Genomic DNA, 18717 nt, shown 5'->3' with positions numbered 1-18717 from the left:
CCTCTTTGCGCATTATAAGCGCCTTCACGCAAGCTAAATAGGGCGAAATAAAGTCGAAAAAAGACTAATATTTTCCCCTTTTTTCGGGTGACTAACATGCATGGTGCTGTCACCAACAATTACCTACAAACTATAATCAAACTGTGTGCTTTCGGCATCGTCATAAATGGAAACAGAATCCCCATGTATAGCACCGCTAAAATGGCTGCTGCTCCCGTAATCATAACCCTCAATTTTCTCTCCTTCAACAGTTAATCGAATATGATGAGAATCGCCCAGGTGATATAAGTTAAATTTGTTCTTATTGCCATTCCCGGTAATATGGCAGCCCCTGTCGTGGTCATATATAGCCACTTTATTGGAAACTATATTACCGCTAAAGGTTATGTGCTTACTTCTGCTATAATCAAAAATAGATTTTTTGTTATTAGGGGAATTTAATTTGATTGCTATGTATGCGATGGCAGCTCTTGGGTTACTTCTCATTTTATAATTTTTTGAATTGAAGATCAATCAACTTTTAATCATGACTTCTGTAAACTAATAAACAAAAAAGATCACAATATGCTGGTAGTCAGTAAGCTTAGCAATACCTACTAGTGGGTATTTTTAGCGATAGCCAGTGTTATTGCGGAGTAATGATAACCCCAAAACTGCTCCAAAACTTAAAACGTTGCAACCGTACACCTAATTGGAGTAAGCTTTCAATTTTTTGTGTTCCGTTCTGTTCCGTTTTATAAAAAGTGGAACAAGTCTAAAAAAACACATATCTTATTAATTTACAGCACATTATGTGATATATCATTACATTTTGTGTGCAAAAATTCGTGAAAACAAAAAACGCAACAAGCTCATTATTAATATGTTCCACTTGTTCCGTTTGTTCCATTCCCAAAATGGAACACATGGGGAAAATTGGGGAATTTAAGCCCCATTTTGTTGTCTATATGCCCGTCGCTTGTGGTAATTCATAATTACCGCTATACTTGTATAACATTACCGCCCCTGCTCATGAAGAACATTACTTTAGACGAATTAAAGGCTATACCTACCCTGCAAACTGTACCAGATGATCAGCTATTGTGGTTTATTGCCGCAGGCGAAACCATTGAGATACAGGAAGGCGAGCGCATTTTTGAAAAGGGCGACCCTTTAGATAAAACATTAATTATAATGGAGGGCCGCATCAGGATCTGCGCTATGCAGGGCGGCAAAATGCGCGAGATATTTGTTGTAAAAGAGCATACCATCACCGGTTACCTGCCTTTTAGCCGGGCCACCAATACCTTTGGTTACGGCGAATGCATCCAAAAGTGCCGCATGTTGCGCGTATATAAGGATAAGTTGCAGGAAGCCATAAAAATGCATTACGAACTTACCGAAGCCCTTGTGCACACCATGACCAGCCGCGTACGCGATTTTACCTCGCAGCAGCAGCAAAACGAAAAAATGTTCGCGCTGGGTAAGCTGTCGGCAGGTTTGGCGCACGAGCTTAACAACCCGGCATCGGCTATCAGCCGAGGGGCTTCATCCCTGCAGCAGCAGATAAAACGCCTGCCCGAAATATTTAAGGAAGTAGCAGCGCTAAATATCGCCCCCGAAAAAATTGATACCATTAACCAGATCCTTATCAGCAAAACACAGCAAACAGACCGCCCTGTGCTAAGCATGATGCAGCGCGCCGAACTGGAAGATGACCTGAGCGACTGGCTTACAGACCACGACATCAAAGATTTTAATATAGCCGAAAACATTGCCGAATTTGGCTTTACTACTGATGACCTAACCCATATGAATAATTGCACACCGCAGCCGCAATTAGGCAGTGTGCTGGAATGGATGAGCAACTACCTGCTGCAGGAAAAAATGGTTTCGGATATTAAAGAATCGTCCACCCGCATTTCAGAGCTGGTAAACTCGGTAAAAACCTTTACCCACATGGACAGGGATACCGATAAGCAACTGCTGGATATCCACGCCGGCATCCGCAATACCCTTACCATGCTCAACTACAAGCTGCGCAAAGGCAATATACAGGTAGTAGAAAACTTTGACCTTAATCTGCCACAGGTAAAGGCACTTGCAGGCGAACTAAACCAGGTTTGGACCAACATTATAGACAATGCCATTGATGCCATGGAGGTAAATGGCAGCGGCATATTAGAGATCCGCACCCAATTGGACAGGCATTTTGTATGCGTGTATATCAAAGATAACGGCCCCGGCATCCCGCCCGAAGAGCAATCGCAGGTATTCGATCCGTTTTTTACTACAAAGGATATGGGCAAAGGCACCGGCCTTGGGCTTGATGTTGTGAACCGTATCATCCGCCAGCATAGCGGCACAGTAAAAGTAACCTCAGAACCCGGTAATACCGAGTTTACCGTTTGTTTCCCCCTAACAGATAACTAAAAAATAAAAATGGATCAGCAACCTATCATATTTGTAATTGACGATGACCAACAGGTTTTGCGCGCCATAAGCCGCGACCTTAAAAACCACTACCGACAAGATTACCGTATCCTGAGCACTGCATCGGTAAAAGAAGCCTTAGATAGCCTGTTGGAACTAAAAAATAAAGGCGAAGTTGTAGCCCTGTTTTTGAGCGACCAGCGCATGCCCGAGATGGAAGGCGTTGACTTTTTGTGCAAAACAACAACCATGTTCCCAAATGCCAAACGGGTTTTACTAACAGCCTACGCCGATACCGATGCCGCCATAAAAGCCATTAACGAGGTTAAACTTGATTATTACCTTACCAAACCCTGGGACCCGCCCGAAGAAAAACTATACCCTATCCTAACAGATCTGCTGGAAGACTGGCAGGGCCATTACCGTCCAGATTTTAGGGGGATTAAAGTGATAGGTTACCAATATTCTCCAAAATCGCACGATATAAAGGAATTTTTGTCGGGCTACCTGGTGCCGTACCTATGGATGGATGCCAATACCGACGAAGCCAAGCAGGCTATTAAAATGAATAACCTGGAGGTTAAAGACCTGCCGGCTATCATCTTTGCCGATGGCTCGTTACTAAAAGCCCCGCCTGTAAAAGATATAGCTTCTAAAATCGGGCTTAACCAATCGGCCAAGAGCGAATTGTACGATGTGGTGATAATAGGTGCCGGCCCTGCGGGCTTAGCGGCTTCGGTATATGGTTCATCCGAAGGGTTAAAAACCTTATTAATAGAAAAGAAAGCCCCCGGCGGGCAGGCAGGTACCAGCTCGCGTATCGAAAACTATTTGGGGTTCCCGTCTGGCCTAAGCGGTGCAGATCTTACACGCAGGGCTATTACCCAATCGGCACGTTTTGGTACCGATTTTTTATCGCCGCAGGCAGTAAAAGAAATTAAACTAAAAGATAACTACAAAACAATTATACTGGACAATGGCACCGAGGTAATCACTAAAGCGGTGGTTATAACCACCGGGGTTGATTATCGCCAGTTAAACACGCCGGGCATTGATAAATTTACCGGTGCAGGCATTTACTATGGTGCCGCCATGACCGAGGCTGCATCCTGCAAGGATAAACGCGTATATGTTGTGGGTGGCGGTAACTCTGCCGGGCAAGCTGCCATGTACCTTTCTAAATTTGCAAAAGAGGTGTTCATCCTAATCCGTAAGGCAAACCTGTCCGAAACCATGTCGTCTTATTTGATAGACCAGTTAGGCGGGCAAAGCAATATTAAGCTGATGCCTTGCAGCGAGATAACCGAAGCTATAGGTGATACCAATTTGGAGCAATTAGCTATACGGGACCTGAACACTAACGAAGTTAAAACCGTTGATGCTGATGCCCTTTACATTTTTATAGGCGCCAAACCATATACCGACTGGCTTTGCAAGGATATCATTACCAACGGCAAGGGCTTTATTGAAACCGGCCGTGATCTGAACTTGTGCACGGATTTTGAAAAGGTTTGGAAATCTAACCGCGACCCTTATTTGTTGGAAACCAGTTGCCCCGGTATTTTTGCAGCTGGCGATGTACGCGCCGGTGCTATGAACCGTGTGGCATCTGCCGTAGGCGAAGGCTCAATGGCCATTAGCTTTGTACATAAATATTTAAACGAGGTGTAAATTTCCATAGTTATAAAGTAATAACAAAGGCCGGTAGCTAAATGCTAACCGGCCTTTTGTATTAAAAACAACTCACTAAACAATTATAAAATATAGAACACTTTCGATTTATTGTATGATGCACCGGCCGCGGGTTCTTCCTGCTTGTAGTTTTCCTTTAGCATTTGTTTAATATCCCGCTCAATATTGCGCGATATGGTAGTTGTTGGTGTATCAGTAGGTTTGTTCTCAAATGGATCCTGAAGGTGTATGGCCATGTTCTCTATCAGGAAAAATGAGGATGCTATCGCAATAACAAGCGGTACTTCTATAACACCAAAAAACTCTATCAACCCAAATGGCAACAGCAATACAAACAGCAACACCGATAGGTGGATGTAAACACTATATGTGGCCGGGAACACGGTATTCTTGATACGCTCGCAGCCACCCATCTCATTACTGAAACGGGTAAGGGTTTCGTCTATACAAACCTGCTGGTATTCGTTTATCCAACCCAGTTTATAGGCGCTGCGCAGGTCGGCACCTTGCAACTCCAGCAATGCCAGGGGGATATTATCGTACCGTTTAATATGCTCAATATCTTCGGCACAAAGCAAGCGGTCCAGGCCGTGCAGAGGATCTTCCTTGCGCAAGTGGCGGCTCAGGCTATAACACCAGGCAATTTGCCTTTTGGCCACCCGTTCGCAAAAGGCCTTTTGTTCGTCCTCGGCATAAGGGGTATCCACAAAAGTTAAAAGCTGGCGGGTTAAAGTACGCGTATCGTTAACTATGGCTCCCCAAATAGTGCGGGCCTCCCACCACCTATCATAAGCCTGGTTTGATTTAAAGGCCAGCAGCAGGGATATTACGGTACCTAAAATGGTAGGTACCGCAATGGGGATAGATATACGTGTGAAGTGGAACGTGTTGTACATAATGGCGATAAGCACCGAATACACGGTAACCAGTATTACTTCCTTTTTTATTTTCCCGAAGATGTATTTTACGGGGATGTTTTCTTTTAATAACATAGGGCAGATGTTTTAGGGGTTATACTTCTGTTAATTCTTCCTGATAAACAGCGGCATCTTGCTCTTGCATCATACTTCCGTAATTCGTTTTTGGGGCATTCATAACCGGCAGTCCGCAACGTTTAACCAACACTGCCGGATCAATGCTGGAGCGATGAATAGGGCTGAACGAGCAGCTATCGGTATCCAATACCATATCTACTTCGTTAGCTTCTATAAAATGCTTAAACATGTTTAGCGTGCTGCCATACAGAAAATCTATCTTGATATTTTTGATCTGTGGATATTGCGCACGCAGCACATTGCAGTATTGATAGAAATCGTCACTTACTTTTTCGTACTCGCGGCTGCGTTTGCTTAGCATGATCACGTCGCTAAACGAATCGGCCAGTTTAAAAACGTGTACGAAGATCAGGTTTAGCTCTTCGTTTTTTAATTGCCTGCAAACAGCGTGGATGCAATCTAATGATGATGCCTGGTAATCGGTTGGGATGAGTATAGTTTTCATAAGTAGTTATTGAATAGTTAAACTTTAATTATTTACTTATTGCAATACTACTTTGCCCTCATTAAAATGAATTAAGAGGATTATTAGAATTTGATTAGAGTATGAGATTTTCTCTAATAAATAAACAGCTGATAATCAGCGAATTTTTAAAGAACACCAGCAACTTATTTAATAACTCGCCCCAATTATTAGAAAGTTATTAGAAACCGGTTTCTTAATATGCGATAAAACGTGAAAATTAAGCTATAGGCAGCAGAATTTGGATCTCGGTACCTACCTGCTCTTCCGACCGGATACCGATACTGCCTTTATGCAAACGGATGATGTTTAATGTAAGCGGCAACCCAATGCCATGCCCCTGAAAATCGCTTGTGTTTGATGCCCTGAAAAAGGGCTCGAAGATATGCTGCTGTTCCTGCTCTGGGATACCAATGCCTTTGTCGGTCACTTTTATTATAATAACGCGGCCCTCATGCGCCGTTACCTGTATATTAACCGGGCGGTTGCTGGAATATTTGCAGGCGTTGAGTACTATATTACTTACGGCCAGTTGCAGCAAGTTAACATTGCCTTCGGTGTACAAAAGGTTTTCATCATCCGGCAAGGCCGAAAAATCAATATCGATAACGCTTTCGGGATCTATCTTTTTAACGGAATCAGCCACCTCCATCACTAACTCATCTACTCTTATTTTAGACCAGTTTTGTTTCTTCCCATCAAACCCGGTTTGTGCCAGTCCAAGCAGGCTGGCCAAAATATGTCCAAGCTTTTCTGCCTCGTTCAAAATGGTTTGTACCGATGCCTTGCCCTCTTCGGTTACCTTATTACCTTTTAAAAGCAATTGAGTTTCGCCGCTGATGATGGTTAGCGGTGTACGCAACTCGTGCGATGCATTGCTCACAAAGTTGTTCTGGGTTTCAAAAGCGGTTTCGAGCCGGTTAAGCATATTGTTAAAGGTGAGCACCAGTTCGGCAAGCTCATCTTTACCATTTACCTCGTCTAACCTTAAATGCAGGTTGTTGGCTGTTATGTTTTTAACGCTTTTTATAATACCCCGCACCGGGCGCACGGTGTAGTAAGAAAATATTTTACCCGCTATGTAGGTGAGTATGATAGATATAACGAAAACAATAAGCAATACCTTTTTCAGTTGCTCCAATTCCTTAAACCCGTATGGGTCTGTAGCGGTAACAATAACAATATACTTTTTGCCCTGTATGTTAAATAATTTCCCGGCATAAAAATGGTTTCGCTGCGTGTAACGGGTCTTTTTTCCCTCAAGAATGTTTTGATAAAAATCATCCGGCAGGTTAAGCATCGGGGTATATGAAGGGCTTTTAGAGGTATCTAATTTTATAATATGTTCCTGCTCGTTCTCCAGTTTTTCCAGGTAACGGGTACGTACCTGTTTGTATGCAGCCGATTCTTTGTGTGGGTTTATGTTGATTTCGGCAGTCAAATTAACGCGGGCCTCCAGGCGTTTAAAAAAATCCTCGAAGTTAAATTCAGATACAAAATAAAATATAGATGCATTAAGCAGCACCAAACCAGTGGTGGATATAACAACAAATAGTAAGGTTATCTTAGTTTGAAGTTTCATCAGCGGTTTCTTCCTTAAATATATAGCCCATGCCAAAAACGGTATGTATCAGCTTAACATCATAACCATTATCTATTTTTTTTCGCAGATAGTTCACATAAACATCAACCACGTTGGTGCCCATATTAAAATCAATATCCCATACATTCTCCAGTATTTGTATACGCGACAGCACCATATTCTGGTTTTTTACAAAATACTCTAACAGGTTATATTCGGTAGCGGTAAGGGCTATACTTTTATTGTTCCTTTTGGCGGTTTTTGATACTGTATCAACTTCCAAATCTGCTATGCTGATAAAACTTTTGGGTGTGCTCGCTACTCTGCTGCGACGTGCCAGTGTGCGGATGCGGGCTTCCAGTTCGGCAAATTTAAAGGGTTTGGCCAGATAATCATCGGCGCCACTGTTAAGGCCGGTAACAATGTTCTCTGTGCTGGATAGGGCCGTTAGCATTAATATGGCAACAGCATCATCCTGTTTGCGTATCTCTTTACAAACTTGTATACCATTCATCCCCGGCAACATAATATCTAATATAATAACATCGAAATTATGGGTTTGGGCCATTTCCAGTCCCATCTTTCCATCAGCGGCAACGCTAACTTCCATACCGGCTGTGGTTAAGCCACGCAAAATAACCGATACCAACCCTGGCTCATCTTCAATAAGGAGTATTTTCATTTAACTGGATTTATGGAAAATAGAACCATTTGCCCAAAATAAATGTTTTAGCTTGTTTACCTATGTTAAAAATGGAATTAAACGGAAATTATTATGTCAAAAGACCTAAGCAGGGTACTTCTCCGGGATTAATACTTCGTAATAAAGTATAACCAATACCTGCGGTGCCACGAAACAGCGAGGGGTTTTCTAAACTCACGGCGGCCATATCAAAAGTTTGATAATAACCCCTTTCATTTTTCCGGTTAATTATTGTCAGTAAAGCCTTCCGTGCGGTTTTAAGCAATTGCGGGCGATTAAGTACCGCAGCTGCCTCTATCAGGAAATCGATACGGCCTGTGTTGCCGCAGCAGTAAAAATCTACATCGGTTAAAAGGTGTTTTTTCGTAGTGCTGATCGCAATTTCTATATCGCGCAGCAAGCTTTTTTCTTTTAAGATAGCGTAGGCATGCAAGCGGGCCAAACCAATACCCGGCGCACCGTGGCACCAGGTGGTTTTGCAATCAGAGCCGGCTTTACGCAGATCGCACCAATTTGAGTGTTGGGCATTCTGGTAATAGTTGTCAAACTTTATAGATTGATAAAAGGCATGTTTGTATTTATCTATGCCGGTACAATCAAACAAGGTTAATAAAGCACGTGCGATACCCGAGGCACCATGCGAGAAACCAGTTAAAGGCCTGTCGAACTGCTCCCCCCGCCAGGTTAATGCACCCGATGTTGAATCGATAACGCGGCTCTCTAAAAGGTGATCGCCAATAAACGTCATTGTGTTTAAAACACTTGCCGAGCCGGTATTTTTATAGAGTAAAGCCAGGCTTTGCAGTAACCCTGCCGAGCCCGCCATAATATCATATTTATGGTCCTTACTAATATCAGCAGTATTTATTAGCCGGGTTAGGGCAATGGCTGTTTGCAGGTTTTGGTTATCTGTAGTATGTGTTTTAACCAGGGCATACAACAAACCAGAAATACCCGAAGCAAATGAAATATCAACAGCAGCGTTAAACGCCCGCTTTACTTCGGCAGATATAATGGCATCCACTATTTCTTTATTCGCAAAGTTATCGGCCATATGCAGGAAACAGGCTATTCCCAGTGACCCATCGTACAACATTGGGCTTAATGTATCAAAAACCAGTTTGTTGTTACCATTGGTTGTATAGCTATTCCAGCTATAATTATTACTATTTTTTATTGCTGATGACCTGATACCCGAGGCAATCTGCTCAACCTCTTGCAGTATAGATGTATCGATATAACCGGTTAAAAGTTTAGCGGTTACTTGGTTATCCTCCTTTTGTTTTGTGTCATACCGCACGGCAAAAGCTGCTTTTATCAGGCTTATCTGCAGCTCCATTTTATCGGTATCAAAATTTTTTATGCGGTTAAGTGTAAACTGATAAGGTGTGGTTTTAAAAAAAGCCCATTCCGGTATATCCCCCGATTCCCGGATATGGAGCTTAGTTGTGTTCCCGTTAAATAACGGGACGTTCATTTTCTTTATAGCCTTAAATTCGGCATCATTAATAGGTGATCTAATTTCTGACTGCAGCTGTGTTGCCGTTGGGAACTCGTTTAACGAGCGGTAGATTTCTTCCTTACGCGCCTGTTCAGTTACCAACACCTCTGCGTTTAACGAGTTTTCGATAATGAACAGGTAGTTCATGGTGTATCGCATAATTACCCTGATGGGCTTACCCGCGAAATTGCTGAAAGCAGAACCAGGCTTGTCTAAGCTATCTTTATTTGTAATGAACCAGGTGCAGGTTCTTTTAAATCCGTCAATAATTTCAGTGAGATAGTTTTCGGGCGAAATGGCAATATCGTTATAAACAGGCTGATTTTTATCGGCTACGAAAATGCCTTTTTGCTTATCAAGGCGCAAAGCGTCGGTACCCATATTTATCCATGCCCACCGATCTATACCGGATACCTGCCTCCCCCATGCGCCAAAACCACTGTTATCAATGGCGACGTCCTGTTCATCTAAATAAATGTTGACAGGTAAAAGGCCCGTGTTGTTTACACTGAACCGCCCCTCCTGCATTTCATCGGTTGCCCCAAACAGGCATTCCAGATCTATCAGTACCGGGTGTTTGCCGTTGGCTATAATGTTCTCGAAATGAAAATCTGTTCCACCTAATAAAAAAACAATGGCCAGCAGCGCCCCGCACTGGATATAATAATCATACAACTCATTTTTGCCTGACACGGGTAGGTGTTCAATAAATTCCATCCAAAAATGATCACCACGGTCAAGCACTGTAGTAATTTTCAGGTCGATGCCTGTTTCTTTGGCAATTTGGCTTATAAAGGTATTGAACGCAACATCCATAGCGCCGCTGCGCGGTTTGTATAACAGCTTTAGGCCACACTCAAACTCAATTATAGCCGTGCTTTTGCCACCCTGGTGCCTGTCGCCCTCGCTAATGTTTATTTTGATTGCCTTGCCTATAGATTGCCCGTTATTAAAAATTTGCGACAAGCTATCAGTATCGGCAAGGATATTTGCCAAAATTTCGGTATAAAAAGCGTTTAGTTGTTGATATAGATCTTTTTGCAGGGTGTAAACCAATGGGTATTTTTTAAGAAAGCCAGCCAGTCCGTTTTTATCAAAAAAATACTCGTCGTAATCATTTAGCAGATCATCCGTGCTGTTAAAGGCCGGATCAATTAATTGCAGAATATTAAAACAGGGATTTATGGTTGAGGCGAAATCACAAAAATGCTGGTCGAAAGCAAACATACTTACCGGTGCAAGGGCTTTTAAAACAACATCCTTATCATCGTTATATAAATCTGCGGTTGCATTTTCTAATTCGGTTTTAGTTATAGCCCAAACATGTTGCCCAAAGGGCAACGCCTGCTCGATCATTATACTTGCACTTGTATCTGTCAATTTACCAGGTGTTAAATATTACCTTATATAATAAAGTGCAAAATAGCATACTATTTTGCACTTTATCTTTAGACCCTTTACCGAAGAGGTTAAACAGTACAAACCGCAGTCCAGGCGGTTGATACACAACCCAATGCGGTTGGTGCCGTGTGGGTTTTGCTCAGGTCTGATCCCGAGAAAGCTACACCATGTTTTTTGGCCACTTCTGCAATTGCTGCTTGTACTGCTTTGTTAAGGTCGCCTTGTAAAGCAGCGTCGTTTTTTACTGCTTCTGAAAAACTTTTTTGTGACATAATGATAAGGTTTAGATGTGTTATTTATTTAACAATACTAAGGTAAGGCCATCTAAATAATTCCCATAGGTTGTAAAGCCCCTTTATACAAGGCAGATAAGCCCTATTAAGCAAAGGTTAAAATATTGCTTATACAGGAATCATTTATAGGCTATATAAAACAAAACCATCAAAATTTTCGCTATAGCGGTGGTTTATATACTTAGAGTGAAATTAAAGCGCTTTAGCCTTGTTTAGCAAGGGTAATTATATCCTTACCTTCTATCACTTTTGTGGGGTACCCATGTTTGGCAATATTGATCATGGCTTGCGCCAGCTCTTGCAGGGTAGTAAAGCCGGCGGGGTACAACGCGCGGCCAATTGGGTATAACCAATTTATATATTTATAAAAGTTATGTGTTTTAGATAAGCCTTTTATTGGTTTTATAAAACCCGGCCTAAACGCAAACACCTGCTTAAAGGGTAGTTTCATCAAGTCGTTTTCGGTCTTACCTTTTACAGCCGCCCAGCCGGTGCCTTTTTCTTGGCTATCAGTGCCCGCGCCTGATACATAACAAAACGTCATGCCCGGGTTATGCTTTACAAGTGTTTGGGCTACGTTAAGGGTAAGCGTATAGGTGGTATTATGATAATCATCTTTTGAAATGCCAACAGATGAGATACCCAGGCAAAAATAGCAGGCGTTGTATCCGCCGAGCTGATCTTCAATAGCCGACAGGTCAAAAAAATTGACATGTACTATTTCCTTTAATTTAGGGTGCGAGTAACCCGACGGCTTTCTGTTGATGATCAATACCGCTTCAACATCAGGGTGCTGCAAACATTGATGCATTACCCCCTCACCTACCATACCGGTAGTCCCAGTTATTATTGCTCTTATTGGTGTGTTCATCATAATACAAAGAGAAGTAAAAACAAGGACTAATCACTAAAGTTTTATATCATCAATTAAACAGGAACAATTAAAAGCCAGAGGATTACCCCTTCTTCATGGTTTGTTTACGAAGCAGGTTTATAACCACACAAGCTCCCACCAATGCCGGAAAAAACAACAGGAATGAGCGCTGCAGCAATGTAAATATAGGAATGAGTGCGGCCGGCACTATTTTGCCAAACAGCGATGATATAAACCCTTCCGCAAAGCCGCTGCCGCCGGGAGTAGGCGCAAAATATATCATAAACTGAATAAGTATCTGGATGGATATAACCTGTACCAGATTGGCATTAACGCCAAGGCCAAGCAAAATAACCCATTGCATGCAATACTTGTTCAGGTAAAGCAACGTAGTTATAACAAGACTTAATGGAAACAGCAATGGATTTTTGCTTAAAATTAAACTACAGCTTTGCTGATATTTACTGATACTTTGAAACGAATTATCCGCCCATTTTTCAAGCTTATCTTTCCGTTTAGGGAATATTTTGGAAAGGCCTTTGGCTATTTTTTTGATAATAGTACCCACCAAAAGCGGCTTCCAAAAGGCTAATAAAAAGGCCAACAGAAAAAGCAAGAAAAAGCTAAAGCCGTATTTGAGCATAGCGGGTACAATGCTGCCAACTTCGGTAGTATCCATCAGCATAATAGCTATAAAACCAGCCAATGGCATAAAAATAAGCGTAGCCCCAAGGTTTATTAGTGTTACGGCAAAAGCATCAACAAATTTAACACCATTGCTGGTGTACACAAATATTTGCGCCGGGCCTGCACCACCGTGTGCCGGGGTTACCGCGCCCATAAACATATTGGCCACGTTTGCTCTAAAGCTTACCCAGTGCGAAACACCCGGCGCCATTTTACGGATATAGATATGATTTCGCCAGCTGCCCAGCATCAGGTCAACAAAAAGCATTACAAAGCAAATAGCAATGTACTTATATGAGATATGTGAAAGCGCCTTCACCGTATCGCCGGTGTTGGTATAAAAGAACACTGCTGCAATAGTAGCAACCGTTATCAACGCAAACCAAAAAGCACCTTTTATGATAACTTTTTTATTGAATACATTTTTCGCTTCCTGCTTTTCCGGCTCTACTTTTTGCTCTGTAGTTGGTATCATTTATTCTTTAAAGGTAGATATATTAAAATAAGGGTTCGCCCTCTGAACTTGCCGGCGTGATGCCTTTCCATTTCAGGATGCTATCAAATAGGTCTGCAGTGCGGGCAGGATGTTCGTTCCAGCCTTTTTGGTTGTATATCATAGGCACATGGATGTGATGCTTATGCAACGACCCATGCGAGCCCAGGTGCTCGGGGTATTCCCAAAAATCGCGCAGGTCATACCCTACTCTGGCACTTATTACAATATCCCCCGCCCTGCGGCTTTGGAATAACTGATAGATCTGGAAAACGGCATCCGGATAATCGGTTTCAAAAGTAGCTTCTAATATGGCACGGTGGCCTGTAGCTTCAATTTTGCCACCATATTTTAATACATCAGCAGTACCGGGCTCATAAGTGAACACCTTATCCTTAACGGATATTTTAGCCTTACCATCTTTGTTATGTACAATAAAAGTTTGCTCCTCATCGCCACGGTAAATAGCAAAGTCTACAGCATCTTCATTTAACAGTAATTGTAAACGTTCGGCCCCCATAGATTCGATGATGCCCTGTTCGCGCAGCATGTGGTCGCCTTTGTGATTTAAGAAGTGGATGCTGCCAAACGAGTTTCCGGATATCATCACGGCGCATTTCGGATTGCTTTTCCAGATAACCGGATAATAAACAGATTTTAAACCGTGATCGGTCATCCAGTCGGCAAGGTCGAGGTGTTTGGTTGTTGGTGTAAGGCCATGGTCAGATGTCATTATAAATAATGTATCCGCCCATTTACCCTGCTCTTCTAATTTAGCACGTACTTCACCCAGGCTATTATCGGCAATTTTATAAGCCTCAACAGTACGCGCATCGCGAATGTGGTGATAATGCGAATCCCAATCTACACTTGGGAACACCGCGAACAAAAAATCAAAATCCTTACCAGAATTAAGCATCTCCATAATGCGCTGGTGCCCTTGCAAGTCAACCGGATGGTGCCTCAATTTAAAATGCGCGCGCATATACATTAGGCCCTTACCCTTTTTGCCCAGATCATACTCATCGGGCACATTACGGGTTATCATATTATAAAGGTTGTACGATTCGCCCATCAGCTCAAACAAAGTTGGCTTATCGGCAGGCATATCGGTATTAAACCATGCGGCTTCGGGCCCGCAATAGCTGCGCATAGCCATTTTGTTGAAGCGGCTGCGTTTAAATTCTTTTTTATCAAACCAGCGGATGCCGGTAATATCCATCGTACCCGGAAAATGCCCGGTTAAAAATGGCAGGTAAGCGGGGCCGGTTGTGGATGGGAAACAAGTTGTAGCCTTGCGGTAAGTACCCTCGTCAATTATTCGCTTTATATTGGGGAGTTCACCTTTTTCAATCAGTTCGGGTAAAACTTCACTGTGGGCGCCGTCAACTAAATAAAACAGCACACGCTTTTTGCTTTGCATCAATAGTAAAATATTATAAAAACAGCGTTTAAGCTAACGTAAAGGCCGTTGTAGAAATTATGTTCGTAACCGTAAAATAAATAAATATTTATTAATTTTTGGCCGGTAACCTGTAACTATTATATGAACATTATTTCCCCACAATTTTCTTTCGGTGTACAATTCCCCAATCTGTAAGATTACTGATTATGGTTTGTAGCGTATCGCCATGTTCCGTAAGTTCATACTGAACCGTTATAGGTTGTGTATCTAAAACGGTTCGTTTTACCAGCTGGTTTATTTCTAATTCCTTTAATTCTTTACTCAGCATCCTGTTGGAAATCCCTTCTATATCATTCAAAATATCGGAAAATCGCCTTTTACCGTAACAGCAAATAGACGAAATAATAGCAATCTTCCATTTTCCATTCAGCACGTCCATCGAATCCTGAACGGCTCTTATTCTCTTCCTTTGTTCTTGTTGGAACTCTTCTATTTTACACCCCATTGTTACTTAGTTACCTCTGTGTTACTGTTATTTATCAGTACAAAGTTACTAAAAATAACTTCCGTGGTCTACCTTTGTCGCTCAATCTTAAAAAAAGAAATAATGAGTAGATTAAAAAATAAAGTAGCAGTTATTACAGGTGGTAATAGTGGAATAGGGTTTGGCATTGCCCGGGAATTTAAAAATGAAGGTGCGAAAGGAGTTATTGTCGGCAGAAACCAGGAAACTTTAGATAGTTCTGTGGCTCAACTTGGCGACAATTTTATAGCCATAAATGCCGATGTAACCAACCTTGCCGATCTGGAAAGGGTGTTCAAAGAAACATCTGAAAAATTTGGTAAAATAGACGTTATTGTAGCCAACGCGGGTGGTGGCGCAGTAGGAACTGTGGCAACTTTGGGCGAAGCAGACTTTGACAAGACGATTGATTTAAACGTGAAAAGTGTCTACTTCACTGTTAATAAAGCACTGCCATATATAAATGATGGTGCTTCTATTATTCTTATCGGGTCAAATGCAGCGCACCGTGCATATCCAAATTTTACGTTGTATGGTGCTGCAAAAGCGGCCGTGATCTTTTTTGCTAAAGCATTTTCAAGCGACCTTTTAGATAGAAAGATCAGAGTAAATGTTATAACACCAGGTACAACAGATACACCTGCATTTGAAAAGTTTGTTCCCTTAGAGCAAATTGAAGCTATAAAAAATCATTTCGCAAGTGAAATGCCGATAGGCAGAATTGGGCAACCATCTGACATTGGTAAAACTGCGGTTTTCCTGGCTTCTGATGATTCTTCGTTTATGCTTGGTGCTGAGCTCCTTGTCGACGGTGGTATGACCTATCTGTCTAAATAACTAACCTCAAACCGCGCGGGTTTTTGACTGGCGCCATTAAATAATTAAATAATTTTCAAAATGAGTAATTCAGAGAATAAAGCAGGAAGCTACGCAATTGTCGGCTTCGGCAAGATCGGCCAGGCCCTGGCCAAGGCGTTTGCCCGTAAAGGCATTGAAGTATCCGTTGCAACCACGCGCGACCCCAAAAGCTTTGCATCCGATGCGGCCGCGATCGGACCCGGGATCATCCCTACAACACTGGCGGAAGCCGTTAAGGCGGACGTCATCTTTCTGGCTGTCCGTTTCGAATCGCATCCGGATGTTGCAAAAGCGCTGCCCAGCTGGCAGGGGAAGACCATCGTAGATGTGACCAATGCCTACGGCGTGCCCCCTGAGAAGATGGGAGGACTGCCTTCTGCCAGGTTTGTGGCGCAGGCCTTCACCTGTGGAAAACTGGTTAAAGGGTTCAACCATTTGATCGCAGCCATCCTTGAACAAGATCCGGCTGTTCATGGTGGCAAACGAGTAGTGTTCCTGGCGAGCGACGATGACGGCGCAGCAACTGAGATTGGTGCGCTTGCGGAAAATCTCGGTTTTGCACCGGTCAAACTTGGCAAGCTTTCGGAAGGCGGACTACTTGTGCAGGCGCGCGGAAATAGCTGGGGTCAACTGATCTTTCAGGACTTGGTCAAATTCGACTAATGAATCGTGATCGCAAACAAGTATAAGTTTCTTTTAATCCCTGTTTCTTCCGGAAGCGGGGATTTTTTGTTGAGAATGTAAACTAAAGGGAAATCCGACACCTTGTTTGTTTTTTAGTCTTTTTATCAGGCAGCTTGAGTAAATTGCGAATAATTATATACTTGAACGATGTCCAATTTTGAAGCGTTTTTCGATTACATCCAGGAAATATCAGGCAAAGTGCTTTCAGAGGACGATAAGCATTTGTTGATGGCTCATTTCAAAACCAAAAAACTTCGTAAACGGCAATACTTTTTACAGGAAGGAGACGTATGCAAATATATTGGATTTATTGTAAAAGGATCTGCCAGAACTTTTACGGTAGATGAAAAAGGGCATGAACACATACTGAAATTATCTTTAGAAAACTGGTGGCTGGCCGATTTTGAAAGCTTTTACCTGTTAACACCAAGTCGGTTTAACATCGAAGCACTGGAGGATCTGGAGGTTCTGCAGTCAACCAACGCGCAAATTGAGGAGTTTCTTAAGCATATACCTGCATTTTCGGCGATGGCGAATGTAATCAGTCAAAATTACACCATTGCAAACCAGAAAAGAATGCAGGCCGCTATGAGCTATACAGCTGAAGAGCGTTACGAGGATTTGGTCAGCAATTATCCGCAATTTCTACAGCGGTTCCCGCAAAACATGATAGCCTCTTATCTGGGTTTATCTCCGGAAACTTTGAGCAGGATACGGAAAAACTCTTTTAAATAGATCTTTATGCGCAGATGAAATTAGGTATCAAATAAATTTTTTACCTAAACCGGAATATCCCGTTATATATCCATGAACAACACGCTTTAATATAGCTTTCCACAAGCGCCCGGCTTTTCAATTGCCGCTTCAGCCCCATTGATATAGCTTCCTTAATGCAAAAAAGTGCTTACCAACGCAAAACATGCCGTTGTGATCTTTCTGTTTTTCTCCTTCCCGCGTTCCCTTACTCAGCTTAAGTTGCTTTTTTACAATTATTTATCCAAATAACTTGATTTAGATCAAGACCATGAGTTGACCTAAATCAAAGGTACTTAATGATTCATGTCAATAAATGATCCGTCACGGGGCTGCATCTTTGGATATCCTTCAGAACGGAAAATACACCTGAAGAGTTTGAATATATTAACTAATAGAAATAATGAGTAAATTAAAAAACAAAGTAGCGGTAGTTACCGGTGCTTCAAAGGGAATAGGTGCATCTATCGCCAAACATTTTGCGGCAGAAGGCGCAAAGGTTGTTGTAAATTATGCCTCAAGTAAAGAAGGCGCAGATAGCGTGGTTAAGGAGATAGCCGACAATGGAGGCATAGCCATTGCTGTACAGGCCGATGTATCGAAAGAAGCCGATGTTATCAGGCTGTTCAAAGAAACTGAAAATGCTTTCGGCAAGCTTGACATTTTAGTAAATAATGCAGTATCTCAGGGATATGCACCTATAGAACAAATTTCGATAGAAGATTTCCATCAAAGTTTCAACGTTAACGTATTAGGGCCCATATTGACTATTCAGGCATCTTTGAAACTTTTTGGCGGTAAGGGCGGCAATATCATCAATATCAGTTCGGGTGCAAGTAAGTACCCTCTCGCAAATGCCTCATTATACTCTTCAACTAAAGCGGCACTGGATGCCTTTACAATTGCTTTATCCAAGGAGCTGGGTGTTAAAAACGTTCGCATCAATTCTATTTTACCTGGCGCTACAGAAACTGAAGGCGCAGCCAGCGCAGGCGTTACTGCCGGAAGTGAGTATGAAAAGATGTTTATCGAAAAAACACCGCTTGGACGCAGAGGCCAGCCCGAAGACATCGCAAAAGCTGCAGTATTCCTGGCTTCCGATGATGCAGCCTGGATCACGGGAGAGCAAGTTTCCGTTTCGGGTGGTATGTATGGCTTTTAAATTCCGAAAACGCAAAAAATAATAGTTCAAAAGTATAAGTTTCTTTCAAATCCCTGTTTCTTCCCGGAAGCAGGGATTTTTTGTTGCTTTAAATAACTTATATCTTTCCCAACATCAGGGAGCGTTAAAACGCACGTAGTAGCGCACCTTTTAAAAGTTTTAATTAAAATTGCACT

General features: G+C 42.3%; 17 protein-coding genes. 6 read left to right on the top strand and 11 right to left on the bottom strand.

Annotated elements, in window-relative coordinates; all coding sequences use genetic code 11:
* Positions 1 to 123 precede the first annotated feature (123 nt).
* On the bottom strand, positions 124 to 486 hold the full coding sequence (locus tag NPE20_RS11225; RefSeq protein ID WP_256538747.1) for a hypothetical protein: 363 nt from the start codon (positions 484 to 486) through the stop codon (positions 124 to 126).
* A gap of 525 nt (positions 487 to 1011) precedes the next feature.
* On the opposite strand from NPE20_RS11225, the gene NPE20_RS11220 reads away from it, so the two are divergent.
* Both NPE20_RS11220 and NPE20_RS11215 read left to right on the top strand, forming a co-directional pair.
* On the top strand, positions 1012 to 2412 hold the full coding sequence (locus tag NPE20_RS11220; protein ID WP_256538746.1) for an ATP-binding protein: 1401 nt from the start codon (positions 1012 to 1014) through the stop codon (positions 2410 to 2412).
* A 9-nt stretch (positions 2413 to 2421) separates the two neighbouring features.
* Positions 2422 to 4083, top strand: coding sequence for an NAD(P)/FAD-dependent oxidoreductase (locus NPE20_RS11215; RefSeq protein ID WP_256538745.1), 1662 nt, complete (start codon positions 2422 to 2424; stop codon positions 4081 to 4083).
* An 83-nt stretch (positions 4084 to 4166) separates the two neighbouring features.
* On the opposite strand, the gene NPE20_RS11210 is transcribed toward NPE20_RS11215, so the two are convergent.
* The 10 genes from NPE20_RS11210 to NPE20_RS11165 form a co-directional block, all read right to left on the bottom strand.
* Positions 4167 to 5096, bottom strand: a complete 930-nt coding sequence (locus NPE20_RS11210; protein ID WP_256538744.1) for a bestrophin family protein — start codon at positions 5094 to 5096, stop codon at positions 4167 to 4169.
* A gap of 19 nt (positions 5097 to 5115) precedes the next feature.
* Entirely contained in the window at positions 5116 to 5604 is a 489-nt protein-coding gene (locus NPE20_RS11205; RefSeq protein ID WP_256538743.1) for a hypothetical protein, read from the bottom strand.
* A gap of 238 nt (positions 5605 to 5842) precedes the next feature.
* On the bottom strand, positions 5843 to 7204 hold the full coding sequence (locus NPE20_RS11200; protein ID WP_256538742.1) for a sensor histidine kinase: 1362 nt from the start codon (positions 7202 to 7204) through the stop codon (positions 5843 to 5845).
* Positions 7188 to 7886 (bottom strand): response regulator transcription factor, encoded by a 699-nt coding sequence (locus tag NPE20_RS11195; protein ID WP_256538741.1) that lies wholly within the window; start codon positions 7884 to 7886, stop codon positions 7188 to 7190. The genes NPE20_RS11200 and NPE20_RS11195 overlap by 17 nt, the downstream gene beginning before the upstream one ends.
* Positions 7887 to 7977: 91 nt before the next feature.
* On the bottom strand, positions 7978 to 10788 hold the full coding sequence (gene lanM / locus NPE20_RS11190; RefSeq protein WP_256538740.1) for a type 2 lanthipeptide synthetase LanM: 2811 nt from the start codon (positions 10786 to 10788) through the stop codon (positions 7978 to 7980).
* An 89-nt stretch (positions 10789 to 10877) separates the two neighbouring features.
* Positions 10878 to 11081, bottom strand: coding sequence for a Nif11-like leader peptide family natural product precursor (locus NPE20_RS11185; RefSeq protein ID WP_256538739.1), 204 nt, complete (start codon positions 11079 to 11081; stop codon positions 10878 to 10880).
* 223 nt (positions 11082 to 11304) lie between these two features.
* Positions 11305 to 11976, bottom strand: a complete 672-nt coding sequence (locus NPE20_RS11180) for an NAD-dependent epimerase/dehydratase family protein (RefSeq protein WP_256538738.1) — start codon at positions 11974 to 11976, stop codon at positions 11305 to 11307.
* A gap of 82 nt (positions 11977 to 12058) precedes the next feature.
* Positions 12059 to 13138, bottom strand: coding sequence for a lysylphosphatidylglycerol synthase transmembrane domain-containing protein (locus tag NPE20_RS11175; RefSeq protein ID WP_256538737.1), 1080 nt, complete (start codon positions 13136 to 13138; stop codon positions 12059 to 12061).
* Between the two features lie 22 nt (positions 13139 to 13160).
* On the bottom strand, positions 13161 to 14579 hold the full coding sequence (locus tag NPE20_RS11170) for an alkaline phosphatase family protein (protein WP_256538736.1): 1419 nt from the start codon (positions 14577 to 14579) through the stop codon (positions 13161 to 13163).
* 130 nt (positions 14580 to 14709) lie between these two features.
* Complete coding sequence (locus NPE20_RS11165) at positions 14710 to 15066, bottom strand: winged helix-turn-helix transcriptional regulator (RefSeq protein WP_256538735.1); 357 nt, start codon at positions 15064 to 15066, stop codon at positions 14710 to 14712.
* A gap of 102 nt (positions 15067 to 15168) precedes the next feature.
* Between NPE20_RS11165 and NPE20_RS11160 the strand changes: the two genes are divergently transcribed.
* The 4 genes from NPE20_RS11160 (at position 15169) to NPE20_RS11145 (ending at position 18541) form a co-directional block, all read left to right on the top strand.
* Positions 15169 to 15921, top strand: coding sequence for an SDR family NAD(P)-dependent oxidoreductase (locus NPE20_RS11160; RefSeq protein WP_256538734.1), 753 nt, complete (start codon positions 15169 to 15171; stop codon positions 15919 to 15921).
* Positions 15922 to 15981: 60 nt separating this feature from the next.
* Complete coding sequence (locus NPE20_RS11155) at positions 15982 to 16605, top strand: NADPH-dependent F420 reductase (RefSeq protein ID WP_256538733.1); 624 nt, start codon at positions 15982 to 15984, stop codon at positions 16603 to 16605.
* A gap of 168 nt (positions 16606 to 16773) precedes the next feature.
* Positions 16774 to 17361 carry a Crp/Fnr family transcriptional regulator gene (locus tag NPE20_RS11150; RefSeq protein ID WP_256538732.1) on the top strand — a complete coding sequence of 196 codons (588 nt, stop codon included), beginning with the start codon at positions 16774 to 16776 and terminating at the stop codon, positions 17359 to 17361.
* 421 nt (positions 17362 to 17782) lie between these two features.
* Positions 17783 to 18541: an SDR family NAD(P)-dependent oxidoreductase gene (locus NPE20_RS11145; RefSeq protein ID WP_256538731.1), complete on the top strand. Its 759-nt coding sequence runs from the start codon at positions 17783 to 17785 to the stop codon at positions 18539 to 18541.
* Positions 18542 to 18717 lie beyond the last annotated feature (176 nt).

This window comes from Mucilaginibacter aquariorum (assembly GCF_024498135.1).
Classification (GTDB): Bacteria; Bacteroidota; Bacteroidia; order Sphingobacteriales; family Sphingobacteriaceae; genus Mucilaginibacter; species Mucilaginibacter aquariorum.
Note: the sequence above shows the minus strand (reverse complement) of the source record. Positions and strands in the feature narration are given on the sequence as shown.

Coding starts and splice junctions, on each gene's coding strand:
- NPE20_RS11225 (WP_256538747.1), bottom strand. CDS start 486: ATGAGAAGTAACCCAAGAGCTGCCATCGCATACATAGCAATCAAATTA.
- NPE20_RS11220 (WP_256538746.1), top strand. CDS start 1,012: ATGAAGAACATTACTTTAGACGAATTAAAGGCTATACCTACCCTGCAA.
- NPE20_RS11215 (WP_256538745.1), top strand. CDS start 2,422: ATGGATCAGCAACCTATCATATTTGTAATTGACGATGACCAACAGGTT.
- NPE20_RS11210 (WP_256538744.1), bottom strand. CDS start 5,096: ATGTTATTAAAAGAAAACATCCCCGTAAAATACATCTTCGGGAAAATA.
- NPE20_RS11205 (WP_256538743.1), bottom strand. CDS start 5,604: ATGAAAACTATACTCATCCCAACCGATTACCAGGCATCATCATTAGAT.
- NPE20_RS11200 (WP_256538742.1), bottom strand. CDS start 7,204: ATGAAACTTCAAACTAAGATAACCTTACTATTTGTTGTTATATCCACC.
- NPE20_RS11195 (WP_256538741.1), bottom strand. CDS start 7,886: ATGAAAATACTCCTTATTGAAGATGAGCCAGGGTTGGTATCGGTTATT.
- NPE20_RS11185 (WP_256538739.1), bottom strand. CDS start 11,081: ATGTCACAAAAAAGTTTTTCAGAAGCAGTAAAAAACGACGCTGCTTTA.
- NPE20_RS11180 (WP_256538738.1), bottom strand. CDS start 11,976: ATGATGAACACACCAATAAGAGCAATAATAACTGGGACTACCGGTATG.
- NPE20_RS11175 (WP_256538737.1), bottom strand. CDS start 13,138: ATGATACCAACTACAGAGCAAAAAGTAGAGCCGGAAAAGCAGGAAGCG.
- NPE20_RS11170 (WP_256538736.1), bottom strand. CDS start 14,579: ATGCAAAGCAAAAAGCGTGTGCTGTTTTATTTAGTTGACGGCGCCCAC.
- NPE20_RS11165 (WP_256538735.1), bottom strand. CDS start 15,066: ATGGGGTGTAAAATAGAAGAGTTCCAACAAGAACAAAGGAAGAGAATA.
- NPE20_RS11160 (WP_256538734.1), top strand. CDS start 15,169: ATGAGTAGATTAAAAAATAAAGTAGCAGTTATTACAGGTGGTAATAGT.
- NPE20_RS11155 (WP_256538733.1), top strand. CDS start 15,982: ATGAGTAATTCAGAGAATAAAGCAGGAAGCTACGCAATTGTCGGCTTC.
- NPE20_RS11150 (WP_256538732.1), top strand. CDS start 16,774: ATGTCCAATTTTGAAGCGTTTTTCGATTACATCCAGGAAATATCAGGC.
- NPE20_RS11145 (WP_256538731.1), top strand. CDS start 17,783: ATGAGTAAATTAAAAAACAAAGTAGCGGTAGTTACCGGTGCTTCAAAG.